Below are 12,270 nucleotides of genomic sequence, written 5' to 3' on the forward strand. Positions count from 1 at the left end.
TCGCATGCGCTTTGTATTCAGTCAGACATTTGATGTCTTCTTCAAAGTCCGCCCTAAAACCAGCTGCATCCCCAAGGGGAGATACAGACGGCGGGAGAACCCTACCTTCACGATGTCATTATCGCAGACCGCGCATGCCTCATTGAGGCAACAGTCGCAGCTGCAAACTTGATCAATCCTCGATCGCGTTACCAAACCTTCCGAATGAAGGGATGGTGGAGCCAGACGGATTCGAACCGACGACATCCTGCTTGCAAAGCAGGCGCTCTACCAACTGAGCTATGGCCCCTTACACACTGTGTAAGCTGCTTAAGCCCAGGAGAGCCTGGTCGGTTACGTTCCGCGGTTCAGGGTGGAGAGTGGTAGGCCCGACAAGATTTGAACTTGTGACCTCACGCTTATCAAGCGTGCGCTCTAACCAACTGAGCTACGGGCCCATAGGCCGCATAGACCAAATCCCGTCCTCATGGCCAAAGGCCAATCTGAACGGAACCCGTTCCTGGGCTCGCGATCGCCTCGATAACCTGATCGGTTATCAAGGAGTGGAAAGAGAAACGAAGACGGCGGCGATCCGCTCATCTGTATATTTTAGACGCTTCAATAGGCCGAAGCCTGGAGAAGCAGTCCTTAGAAAGGAGGTGATCCAGCCGCAGGTTCCCCTACGGCTACCTTGTTACGACTTCACCCCAGTCGCTGACCCTACCGTGGTCGCCTGCCCCCTTGCGGTTAGCGCAGCGCCTTCGGGTAGAGCCAACTCCCATGGTGTGACGGGCGGTGTGTACAAGGCCCGGGAACGTATTCACCGCGGCATGCTGATCCGCGATTACTAGCGATTCCAACTTCATGCACTCGAGTTGCAGAGTGCAATCCGAACTGAGACGACTTTTAGGGATTGGCTCCCCCTCGCGGGATTGCAGCCCTCTGTAGTCGCCATTGTAGCACGTGTGTAGCCCACCTTGTAAGGGCCATGAGGACTTGACGTCATCCCCACCTTCCTCCGGCTTACCACCGGCGGTCCTATTAGAGTGCCCAGCCAAACCTGATGGCAACTAATAGCGAGGGTTGCGCTCGTTGCGGGACTTAACCCAACATCTCACGACACGAGCTGACGACAGCCATGCAGCACCTGTGTCCCAGTCCCCGAAGGGAAAACCACATCTCTGTGGCGGTCCGGGCATGTCAAAAGGTGGTAAGGTTCTGCGCGTTGCTTCGAATTAAACCACATGCTCCACCGCTTGTGCGGGCCCCCGTCAATTCCTTTGAGTTTTAATCTTGCGACCGTACTCCCCAGGCGGAGTGCTTAATGCGTTAGCTGCGTCACCGACATGCATGCATGCCGACAACTAGCACTCATCGTTTACAGCGTGGACTACCAGGGTATCTAATCCTGTTTGCTCCCCACGCTTTCGAGCCTCAGCGTCAGTAACGGACCAGTATGTCGCCTTCGCCACTGGTGTTCTTCCGAATATCTACGAATTTCACCTCTACACTCGGAGTTCCACATACCTCTTCCGTACTCAAGATAGCCAGTATCAAAGGCAATTCCAAGGTTGAGCCCTGGGCTTTCACCTCTGACTAAACTATCCGCCTACGCTCCCTTTACGCCCAGTAATTCCGAGCAACGCTAGCCCCCTTCGTATTACCGCGGCTGCTGGCACGAAGTTAGCCGGGGCTTCTTCTCCGAGTACCGTCATTATCGTCCTCGGTGAAAGAATTTTACAATCCTAAGACCTTCATCATTCACGCGGCATGGCTGCGTCAGGCTTTCGCCCATTGCGCAAGATTCCCCACTGCTGCCTCCCGTAGGAGTTTGGGCCGTGTCTCAGTCCCAATGTGGCTGATCATCCTCTCAGACCAGCTAAGGATCGTAGCCTTGGTGGGCCTTTACCCCACCAACTAGCTAATCCTACGCGGGCCGCTCTAATGGCGATAAATCTTTCCCTCGAAAGGCTTATCCGGTATTAGCTCAAGTTTCCCTGAGTTGTTCCGAACCAAAAGGCACGTTCCCACGTGTTACTCACCCGTCCGCCACTAATCCCGAAGGATCCGTTCGACTTGCATGTGTTAGGCCTGCCGCCAGCGTTCGCTCTGAGCCAGGATCAAACTCTCAGGTTGAGTTGACCGCTAACACAGACTTCAATTCCAAGGGGAAAACCGAGGAATTGGTTCTGGTTTGCATAGTATCTTGACGAGTTCCCAATCACATCGATGGATTGAAGACCGAAGCCTTCAGTCCATGATATTCATGGTATCTTCAAGAGACCGCATTTGTCAGCGTTCGAGATAGACCTTTTCAGTCTATCGCCAGAGCGCCGCCGCCTGCGTTTCTCTTTCCAAATCAACAATGTCAAAGACCCAGAGCCGAAGCTCCCAGAACCGCCTCTCAGCAGCACCACCGTTTAGCGCCCGGTGTCGGCGGAGGCGGCTATCTATCCAACCTCGAATTCCGTGTCAAATCGTTTTTTGCAAAACCATCTGACTTTCTCAACTTGACCAACCCGAAGGCAGATCCGGAAGAGTTGGCAGCTTCTAAAGAAACCAGCCAATCTAGTCAAGCTATTATTTTGAAGAAATCTTCGAAAAAACAACCAACTAGACTTTCGAAATACTTGGAAGTTCTTGCGAACCTCTTTGGTATTTCTCAAGGAGGGCGGCTTCTAACGAAACCAAAACTCCCTGTCAACCGACCGTTCTGAACTTTGTCTCCAGCCCGGCAAGCGCCGCATCCAGAGACAAAAACGGATCCGTAAGCGCGATGTAAGGAGCGCTTGTCATTTCCGTGACCGGTTCGATTGAAGCTGCGGAACCTATCGATCCATCTTCCGAAAAGCAAGGCCCGAAAGCCTTGATTTCGTCCGACGGGCGTTGGCCCCGAGGCGAGGGGCGGCTTCTAGAGACCCCCCAGCGGACTCGCAAGCGCTAAACCCCTGAAATGTCCCCAGGCGGACCATTGACCTGTGCACGGATGCTTGCGCCTCGCCTTCTCCTCCCCCAGAAGTCGAGATTAGAGGAGCACGAGCGTCCATGTTGTCCCAAAAGGCCCGATACGCACTGCGCGCGATGATCGAACTGGCCCGCGAGGACGGGCAGGTCACGGCGGGCGAGCTTTCGATCCGCGCCGACGCACCCCGCAAGTTTCTGGAGGCTATCCTTCTCGCTCTCGCGCGCGAGGGCCTGGTGGTCAGCCGCAGGGGCAAGTTCGGCGGCTATATGCTGGGCCGATCGGCCACAGCGATCAGCTTCGCCGAGGTCATCCGCCTTGTTGACGGCCCCCTGGCCCTAGCCCCCTGCGTCAGCCGCACGGCCTTCCGCCGCTGCGAGGACTGCCGCGACCTGGCCAGCTGCGCCCTGCGCGAGGCGCTACTCAAGGCCCGCGACGCCACGGCCCTGGTTCTGGAAGGCTACAGCCTGGCAGACGCCGCCGCCGGCGAAGGCGCTGAACTGCTGGGCGGATAGAGCGCCCCTTCCCCACTTCTATAGACGCACCGCGCGGTGGATCGCCCTGAGGGTCGACAGCAGGCCGGCGGCCGCGTCGAGCGGCAGACAGCTCGGCCCATCGCACAGCGCCTTGTCGGGATCGGGGTGAAACTCCAGGAACACGCCATCGGCGCCCGCTGCCACCGCTGCCTTGGCGATGATCGGCACTCCCTCGCGCCGGCCGCCCGTCGAAGCGCCAAGGGTGCGCGGATCGGCGCCCGGTAGTTGCACCGAATGGGTCGCATCAATCGTCACGGGAACCCCGAGCTTCTGCATCTCGCCAATGCCCAGCATGTCGACGATCAGATTGTTGAAGCCGAACGCGCTCCCTCGCTCGCACAAGACAATGTCGACGCCCGGGGCGGCCTCCCGGGCCTTTTCGATGATGTTTTTGCAGTCCCACGGCGCCAGGAACTGAGCCTTCTTGATATGGAGGCAACCGCCGGCGGCCTGGGTCGCCCGAGCGGCCGCGACGATCAAGTCGGTCTGGCGCACAAGGAAGGCCGGGATCTGAACGAGATCGGCAACGGCGGCCACCGGCCCAGCCTGATCGATCTCGTGCAGGTCGGTAGCGATCGGAACGTCCAATCGCCGCTTCACTTCCGCCAGCATTGCCAGACCGTCCTTAAGTCCTGGGCCGCGATAGCTCTTGATCGAGGAGCGATTGGCTTTGTCGAAACTGGCCTTGAAAATGAACGGCAGGCCGAGGTCAGCCGTGACGGCCTTGAGCGACCGGCCGACCTCAAGCGCGAGCTCAAGGTTCTCAAGCACATTGAGCCCGGCGATCACGACCAAGGGTTGGCCCGCGCCGATCGACAGGTTCCAACGCTTCAAATGGACGACGGCCATGGGCTAGGCCCTCTCACCGGAAAAGGTCAGGCCAAGCCGGCCGCCGCACCCTCTGTAAGCGGAGACCTTACCCCGCCGCTATATAGGCCTTGAGCCCTTCGGCCTCCGCCTGGGCCTCATTGATCTTGTACTTCACCAGATCGCCGATCGAGATGATCCCGACCAACCGCCCGTCGCGCACCACCGGCAGGTGACGAATGCGGCGGTCAGTCATGCGTTCGAGCAGGATGTCGATCGACTCTTCGGGTTGGGCGAAGATCACCTCGGCGCTCATGCAGGCGGCGATCGGCTTGTTCAGGGCGCCCGCACCTTCCTTGGCGATCACACGCACGATGTCGCGCTCCGACAGAATGCCGACAATCGCTTCGTCGGCGTCGAGGACGACCATGGCTCCCACGCGGCGGGTATGGAGCAGGGCCGCAGCCGCTCCTACCGTCTCCTGCGGCGAGGCCGTGAAGACCAGGTCGCCCTTGTCTTTCAGGATCTGAGAAACCAGCACTGCGCATCTCCCTTGTTCGTTCTTATAATAAGGAGGGTCTCGCAAAGCGGTTCGGGGATCAATGGGTCTCTGAATTTGGGCTCAGGCGGACGGCCAGCGAGATGAGCAGGGCCCCGGCCGCGAAGCCGAACAGATGCGCCTCCCAGGCCACGGCTCCCGTCAGGCCCGGGAAACCCCCGAGCGCCGCCATCACCAGATTGATGACCAGCCAGCTGAGAGCCAGGGACAGGGCGCGCGGCGCAAGCGGGCTGCTCAGCCGCCCGGGCCGATCCATCAATCTGGCGGCGGCGCCCATCAGGCCGGCCACAGCGCCCGAAGCGCCGACGACCAGACTGGTCGATCCCGGATGGATCGCCGCATAGCCCAGACCGGCCAGGACGCCACACACTATATAGAAGACGACGAAGACGCTCCCTCCCCTCACCCCCAGACCCAGCAGGCGCGCAACCGGAGCGCCGAAGGCCAGGGCGAAGGCGGCATTCATCAGGGCGTGAATCCAGCCGCCATGAACAAAGAGCGACGTCACCAGCCCCGCCACATCGCCGCGCCAGATCCGCACCGGCTCCAAGGCCAAGCGATAGACGGTCTCGTCGCTGGCCCCGCCCAGCACCAGGTTCGGGAGCAGGATGCTGACGGCCGCCAGCACCGCCGGCCAGGGCGCGTTGAAGATCGGTTCGGGGCGGTCGTCGGGACGGTCGGGGGTCATCACACTCTTACCTAGGCGGTCGACTCGCGGGGCGCACGCGATTCAGGGTCGCACCCTCTCTCGCTTAACCAATTTGCGAGACCTTGGCGCTAGACCAGAGACTGTATGAATTTGGCACGAGGGTTGCTTGCACCTTCGGGTCGGCAGTCGCGGAGGCTCTCATGGCCTGGCAGATCAAGAACAGCATCGGCTTTGGCGCAGGCTTCACCGCCGCCGTCGTGGGCCTTGGCGCGCTCGGCGCGGCCGGCGCCCAGACGATGTCCAGCAACTCCGCCGCCTTCAACGCCGGCTATGGCCGTATCGCCGGCCAGGAAAGCCGCATGGTCGAATATTCGACCCGCGACGCCAACGGCAACCGCGTCGTGGTCGATGGCGTGATGCTGACCGGCGCCGACCAGAGCGTCTATTCGTCCAGCAATTCCTCGGGGTCGCTAGACGCCTATTCCGGCGTCGGGGGTCGCGGCTACAGCAGCTCGACGGCGATCGGCAACAATCTGACGGTCATCACCCAGGGCAACAACAATACGGTGATCGTCAATTCGACCCAGACCAATACCGGCAACATCTCGGCGGGATCGTCGGTCAAGGGCGGATCCGATGGGAAGTAAGCGTCTCGCGTTCATCGGGGCGGTCCTGGCCTGCACCGCCCTGACGGCGTGCGGAACAGGCATGCCCAAGGTGTCGATGGAGGGAAACTACGCCAAGCCGATCGGCAAGGCGCCCGTCACCGCCAACCCGACCGACTATTCGGCGGCGCTGGTCTGCCTCAACCAGTATGCCAAGCAGAACCGCATCGCCGCGCCGCGCGTCGCGATCGGCCGTATCGCCGACTATACCGGCAAGGAAGAGTCCGACGGCTCGGGCCGCAAGGTCACCCAGGGCGCCTCCCTGCTGGCAATGACCGCCTTCGCCAAGGCCGGCATGCCGATGGTCGAGCGCTTCGACACCTCGGTGTCGGAGTTCGAGCTGAAATACGCCAACAACAAGCTGATCAGCGACCGCCCCAATCCGAGCGCGGACGTGCCTGTGGACTATCGCCGCATCCTGGCCGGCCAGGTGCCGGGCTCGGACTTCTATGTGGTCGGCGGCATTACCGAGCTGAACTACAACATCCGTTCGGCCGGCATCGACGCCTATGCCGGCGACAAGGACACCGACGGCCTGAAGGGCAATTTCAAGCGTCGGGTGTTCGTGATGAACATCGCGCTGGACCTGCGCCTGGTGAACACCCGCACGCTGGAGGTGGTCGACGTCGTCGCCTACCAGAAGCAGGTGGTGGGCCGCGAGATCAGCCTGGGGGTCTTCGACTTCCTCAATGGCAACCTGTTCGACATCTCGGGCGGCCGGGGCGCGCTGGAGCCGATCCAGCTGGCCGTGCGGGCGCTGATCGAGCGCTCGGTCGTCGAGTTCAGCGCCAATCTCTACGGCATGCCAGGCCCGCAAGGCTGCATGCGCTACGACCCGATGGGCGATTCCACCGTCGGACAGACGGGCGCCTTCGTGCCGGCCTACAACAATCTGGGAACCAACAATGCGCAGACCCGCGAAGACCCGTCTCGCTGGAACGCTCGCAGCGATCCCGATATGCGCGATGCTAAGCGGGGTCGCTACTAGCCAGACCGCGCCCAGCACGGTTCTGAACAACCAGATCAATCTGGGCGACGTGTTCGCCGAGCAGACCCTGAACGTCGAGACCGTCACCGACGGCTTCAGCGCCAGCACCATTGCGCCGGCCAACAGCGCCCTGATTTCGGTGCAGAACACCGACGCCGCGATGACCTCGAACCAGGAAAACGCCGGCGCGGTCCTCGCGCACGGTGTGGTCAATGTCGGGACCAATGGCGGCGCCAACAGCAACTTCACGACCACGGCGGTCGGCAATGCGGGTACGGCGGCGGCAGACAACGGCACGCTGACGGGCCGCGCCACCCAGCTGAACACCGGACCGGTCACAGCGCGCAGCCAGCTTGAGGCTCACGAGGCCGAACTGCACGACATGTCGATGAGCACCCTGGCCCAGGGCAACAGCCAGGGCCTGACCCTGATCAACGGCGCCATGGGCGTGCGGGTCAGCCAGGGCAATACGGCCAATGTCCTGGCCGATGGCGGCGCGATCGCCAGCGCGATCACCGGTACCGCCGCCGTCGCCGGCACGGCGACAGGCAACAACATCACACTGTCGGGAACCGAGCAGTCGGCGGCGCGGGTGATCACCGAGCAGTCCAATGCCGGCATCACCCAGGCCAGCAAGTTCACGGCCTATGGCTCCAGTTACCTGACCAGCACGGCAGCCTCGGCCAGCGGCAACAACCTGTCGGCGACCAATGAAGGCCCGCTGCTGGACGTGGCCTCAAGCCAGTACAACACCGCCTATGTCCGCGCCCAGGCCGAGGCGACCTCCTACCAGTTCAGCGCCGCCCAGGTCGGCGCCCATGGCGTCGGCAATTCCGCCCTGGTCGGCAACTATGGAACCGAGGTTGTGCTGGACAACATCCAGACCAATGCGGGCGGTGGCGTCGAGGTTGTGGCCAGCTTCGAGGGCAATGACGGCTATGACGCCGTGGTCTCGTCCACGGCCATGGGCAATGCCGTCACCGGCTATGCCTGCTCGCAGTGCAACGGCCAGATGACGATCAAGAACAATCAGGTCAACAGCGCCGAGGTGGGCGCCCGCACCACGACCACCGCAGGCTCGGCGCGGTCGGTCAGCGGCGTCACCACCGCCACCGGCAACAACGCCAGCTTCTATGTGAGCTCGCCCGGCACCTGAGGCGTCAGGCGGTTACGGGGTCTCGCTGGACCCTTGCCGAGCTCCACTGGGCGATCTTGATCAGCAGGTCGCGCGGATTGATCGGCTTGCCGACATGGTCGTCCATGCCCTGCTCGCGATAGAAGGCCACCTGATCGGCCAGGACATTGGCAGTCAGGGCAATGATCGGGATCTCCGCGACATCGCCGTCCAGAGCCCGAATGCTGCGGGTGGCGGTCAGGCCGTCCATCACCGGCATCCGCACGTCCATCAGGACAAGGTCGTAGTCACCCGACCGAACCGCCGCCAGCGCCTCGGCGCCGTCGCGGACGACCAGGACGTCATGGCCGGCCGACCGAAGGATAGCGCCGATCAGTTCGCGATTGGCCTCGTTATCGTCCGCCACCAGCAGCCGCAGGCCTCCCGCAATGCGCGGCGCGACAGCCGGTGCGGACGTCTCGATCCTGCCGGCGACGGGCAGGTCGACGACGCACCAGAAGCGCGAGCCCTGACCGGCCGTGCTGTCGACGCCGATCTGGCCGCCCATCATTTCAACCAGCTGCCGGGTGATGGTCAGCCCCAGCCCGGTGCCGCCAAAGCGTCGGGTAACCTCCGGTCCGGCCTGGGCGAAACGATCGAAGACCATGCCCAACATAGCCTCAGGCACCCCGACACCTGTGTCGCTGACGGCAAATTCCAGGCGGGCCACGGTGGCGTCCGGGTGGGGCCGGCGGGTGATCGTCAAGCCTACGGCGCCCTCGTCGGTAAACTTGACGGCGTTGCCCAGCAGATTGACCAGCACCTGTCGCAGACGTTCCGGATCGCCCTCGATCCAGGCCGGACAGCTCTCGTGGATCGTCATGTTCAAAGCCAGGCGCTTGGCCAGGGCCTGAGCCTCCACAATGCCGACAGCCTGGGAGAGCATGGGCCGCAGCGCAAACGGACGGGGCTGCAGCTCGACGCCGCCGGCCTCAAGTTTGGACAGGTCCAGCACATCGTTCAGCGTCGCCATCAGGGCCGAACCTGCATCCTGGATTCGACCCAGTTGGCTGCTCTGCACGTCGTCCAGAGCGCTGGCAGCCAGCAGGTCGGCAAAGCCGATGACGCTGGTCAGGGGCGTGCGAAGCTCGTGGCTCATATTGGCCAGGAACTCCTGACGCGCCCGCACGGCGCTTTCGGCGCGCTCGCGGGCCTCACCCAGGGCCGAACGGGCCTCGATCTCGGCGGTGATGTCGGTCTCGTTGACCAGCACGCAGCAGTCGCCGCTGACGGGGTCACGGGCCCAGCGGGCGTCGACGCTATGCCAGCGAGCGCCAGCGGACGTCGCCAGCAGGAAAGACCCAAAGCCCGGTCGTCCAGACAGGGCGTTGCGCCAGACCTGCTCGCCAGCCTCGCGATCCACAAAGGAATCGACGAAGGAGGCATTGTCAGCCGGATAGGCGGCCATCGCCGCCGGGTTGGCAAACAGCCGCGCGCCCTCGGTATTGTACAGAGCGACAAGCACCGTGGTGTGCCGCAAGGCCTCTATGGCCCGATGCTCTTGCGCCTCGACCTCGGCCGCCTCGAACAACATGCCCGATCCGCCATCCAGCAGTGGAATGAGCGATATGGCTGTTCGCACCGTGACGGGCGCGCCGTGGGGATAGAAGGTCCAGCGGTCATGAACGGTCTCACCTCGGGCGATGCGTTCACTGATGGCGTCCATCCGGATGCGCACAGCCGGAGACTGGTCCGCGAAGTCGCGCGCCTGAAGCTCTTCGAGAGAGGCCGCCCCCCATAGCTCCAGCGCCGCCCGATTGGCGTAGACCTTGCGCTTGCGCGCGTCATCAAACACCCAGACCGGCTGGCGCAGACTGTCGAAGCCGTCCACCGCGAAAGGAAGACGAGCAGAAGCGGTGGGTATGCCGGTTTTCGACGACAAGGCGCGCATTCATCTCTCAGGGACAGCTTGACCCTAGGCATGTCGCGATTGGCCACCTGTTAACGGGCGATTGTGTCGCGCCCCGCGCCAGATGACGCCTTGCCAGGTAATCGAGCCGGATCACCCGGATTTTGGCGTCTTTTCCCGGCCATCCCTGTTATAGGCCGCATCCTCCGCGACACTCTGACGCCTCCCCCAGTACGAGCACCTTATGGCTTCCCCTGCCCGCGCGCCCATTCTCGCCCTCAAGGACGTCCGGCTAGCCGACGGCGCCAAGCCCCTGTTCGACGGCGTCGACCTGGCGCTGGAGCCGCGCATCCGCGCGTGCCTGGTCGGCCGCAACGGCGCAGGCAAGAGCACCCTGCTGAAGATCCTGGCCGCCCAGGGCGCCGAACCCGACAGCGGCGAGCGTATCGTGCAGCCCGGCGCGCGCATTGTCTTCGTCAGCCAGGAGCCGGAGATCACCGGCGCAACCCTGCTGGACTATTGCACCGCCGGCGGCGCCCAGGACTACGAAGCCCAGGCCACCCTGGCCGACTTTGGCCTGGACCCCGAAAAGGGCACCGAAGGCCTTTCGGGCGGTGAGAAGCGTCGCGCGGCCCTGGCCCGCGCCTTCGCCGAGCAGCCCGACGTGCTGCTGCTGGACGAACCGACCAACCACCTGGACATCTTCGCCATCCAGACGCTGGAAGAGGAACTGGCCGGCTCCAAGTGCGCCGCCCTGATCGTCAGCCACGACCGGGCCTTCCTCAACCGCGTCACCCAGCGCACCTTCTGGCTCGAGCACCGCAAGGTGCGCCGACTGGACAAGGGCTTCCTTGAGTTCGAGACTTGGAGCGAGGCGGTCATGGCCGCCGACGCCGACGAAGCGCGCCGCCTGAACAAGGCGCTGGAGCGCGAGAACGCCTGGCTGGCGCGTGGCGTCCAGGGGCGCCGGGCCCGCAATGAAGGTCGCCGCCGCGCCCTGATGGACCTTCGCGCCGAAAAGAAGGATCGCCAGAGCGACATGCGCGGCAGCATCTACATGGCTGTCGAAGCGGCGGGGACCTCGGGCAAGAAGGTCGCCGAAGCCAAGAACGTCACCAAGAAGTTCGGCGACCGGGTGATCGTCGAAGACTTCTCGACCCGCATCCTGCGCGGCGACCGCGTAGCCCTGGTCGGCCCCAACGGCGCGGGCAAGACCACCCTGGTCAAGCTGCTGCTGGGCGAACTGGCGGTCGATTCCGGCACGGTCACCCTGGGGACCAACCTCGAGATCTCCTATGTCGACCAGGCCCGCATGGCCCTGTCGGACAAGATCACCGTCTGGGACTTCCTGACTCCCGGCGGCGGCGACTCCATCCTGGTGCGCGGCCTGCCCAAGCACGTGGCCGGCTACGCCAAGGACTTCCTGTTCACCGAGGCCCAACTGCGCCAGCCCGTGACCAGCCTGTCGGGCGGGGAACGCAACCGCCTGCTGCTGGCCCGCGCCCTGGCCACGCCCACGAACCTGATGGTGCTCGATGAGCCCACCAACGACCTGGACATGGACACGCTGGACCTGCTGGAGGACCTACTGGCCGACTTCGAAGGTACGCTGATCCTGGTCAGCCACGATCGCGACTTCATAGACCGGCTGGCCACCTCGACCATCGCCATGAACGGCCATGGCCAGGTGATCGAAACGCCGGGCGGCTGGAGCGACCTGATCGACCAGAGCCCCGACTTCTTCAAGGGCGCGCGCGGCGCCGGTGGCGGCGACTTCGCCACCGGAGCCGCCAAGGCCGCTCCGGTGGTAGTCGCCCCGCCCAAGAAGACCGTCAAACTGTCCTACAAGGATCAGCGTCGGCTTGAGGAGTGCGAAGCCCTGGTCGCGGCCAGCCCCAAGATCATCGGCGATCTGGAAGCCAGGCTGGCCGATCCGAACTTCTACGCGCGCGATCCCGCCGGCTTCGACAAGGTCATGAAGACCCTCGACAAGGCCCGCGCTGACCTGGCGCAGGCCGAAGAGGACTGGATGGCTCTGGAAGAGAAGCGCGAGACCCTTTCCAGCTAGCGGCTCCCCGACCGCTCGCTTCCCGCTCGCGCGC

At 63.3% G+C, this 12,270-nt stretch carries 9 protein-coding genes, 2 tRNA genes and 1 rRNA gene; 5 read left to right on the forward strand and 7 right to left on the reverse strand.

The window, feature by feature from the left end; all coding sequences use genetic code 11:
• Positions 1-213: 213 nt before the first annotated feature.
• The 3 genes from ACN2C7_RS15210 to ACN2C7_RS15220 form a co-directional block, all read right to left on the reverse strand.
• Positions 214-289, reverse strand: a tRNA-Ala gene (locus ACN2C7_RS15210).
• A gap of 71 nt (positions 290-360) precedes the next feature.
• Positions 361-437, reverse strand: a tRNA-Ile gene (locus tag ACN2C7_RS15215).
• A 194-nt stretch (positions 438-631) separates the two neighbouring features.
• Positions 632-2,115: ribosomal RNA gene (locus tag ACN2C7_RS15220) — 16S ribosomal RNA — on the reverse strand.
• A 909-nt stretch (positions 2,116-3,024) separates the two neighbouring features.
• Between ACN2C7_RS15220 and ACN2C7_RS15225 the strand changes: the two genes are divergently transcribed.
• Positions 3,025-3,456, forward strand: a complete 432-nt coding sequence (locus ACN2C7_RS15225) for an RrF2 family transcriptional regulator (protein WP_419317896.1) — start codon at positions 3,025-3,027, stop codon at positions 3,454-3,456.
• Positions 3,457-3,474: 18 nt separating this feature from the next.
• On the opposite strand, the gene kdsA is transcribed toward ACN2C7_RS15225, so the two are convergent.
• The 3 genes from kdsA to ACN2C7_RS15240 all read right to left on the reverse strand — a co-directional run bounded on the left by kdsA (position 3,475) and on the right by ACN2C7_RS15240 (position 5,531).
• Entirely contained in the window at positions 3,475-4,326 is an 852-nt protein-coding gene (gene kdsA / locus ACN2C7_RS15230; RefSeq protein WP_419317898.1) for a 3-deoxy-8-phosphooctulonate synthase, read from the reverse strand.
• 67 nt (positions 4,327-4,393) lie between these two features.
• Positions 4,394-4,825: a CBS domain-containing protein gene (locus tag ACN2C7_RS15235; protein ID WP_419252088.1), complete on the reverse strand. Its 432-nt coding sequence runs from the start codon at positions 4,823-4,825 to the stop codon at positions 4,394-4,396.
• A gap of 58 nt (positions 4,826-4,883) precedes the next feature.
• Entirely contained in the window at positions 4,884-5,531 is a 648-nt protein-coding gene (locus ACN2C7_RS15240) for a rhomboid family intramembrane serine protease (protein ID WP_419317899.1), read from the reverse strand.
• Positions 5,532-5,692: 161 nt separating this feature from the next.
• Here ACN2C7_RS15240 and hfaA point away from each other — a divergent pair, with 161 nt between their 5' ends.
• From hfaA to hfaD, 3 genes are read left to right on the forward strand one after another with little or no spacing between them, the layout of a single operon-like run.
• Positions 5,693-6,139, forward strand: a complete 447-nt coding sequence (gene hfaA, locus ACN2C7_RS15245) for a holdfast anchoring protein HfaA (protein ID WP_419252090.1) — start codon at positions 5,693-5,695, stop codon at positions 6,137-6,139.
• Positions 6,129-7,145 (forward strand): holdfast anchoring protein HfaB, encoded by a 1,017-nt coding sequence (gene hfaB / locus ACN2C7_RS15250; protein ID WP_419317901.1) that lies wholly within the window; start codon positions 6,129-6,131, stop codon positions 7,143-7,145. Before hfaA ends, hfaB begins: the two co-directional genes overlap by 11 nt.
• The gene (gene hfaD, locus ACN2C7_RS15255) at positions 7,123-8,301 is read left to right on the forward strand and encodes a holdfast anchor protein HfaD (RefSeq protein WP_419317903.1); all 1,179 of its coding nucleotides are present in this window, start codon (positions 7,123-7,125) and stop codon (positions 8,299-8,301) included. Before hfaB ends, hfaD begins: the two co-directional genes overlap by 23 nt.
• Positions 8,302-8,305: 4 nt before the next feature.
• On the opposite strand, the gene ACN2C7_RS15260 is transcribed toward hfaD, so the two are convergent.
• Positions 8,306-10,201 carry an ATP-binding protein gene (locus ACN2C7_RS15260; protein ID WP_419317905.1) on the reverse strand — a complete coding sequence of 632 codons (1,896 nt, stop codon included), beginning with the start codon at positions 10,199-10,201 and terminating at the stop codon, positions 8,306-8,308.
• A 211-nt stretch (positions 10,202-10,412) separates the two neighbouring features.
• Between ACN2C7_RS15260 and ACN2C7_RS15265 the strand changes: the two genes are divergently transcribed.
• Positions 10,413-12,236 carry an ABC-F family ATP-binding cassette domain-containing protein gene (locus ACN2C7_RS15265; RefSeq protein WP_419317907.1) on the forward strand — a complete coding sequence of 608 codons (1,824 nt, stop codon included), beginning with the start codon at positions 10,413-10,415 and terminating at the stop codon, positions 12,234-12,236.
• The last annotated feature ends 34 nt before the right edge of the window (positions 12,237-12,270 follow it).

Source organism: Caulobacter sp. ErkDOM-E (assembly GCF_048541895.1).
GTDB lineage: Bacteria > Pseudomonadota > Alphaproteobacteria > Caulobacterales > Caulobacteraceae > Caulobacter.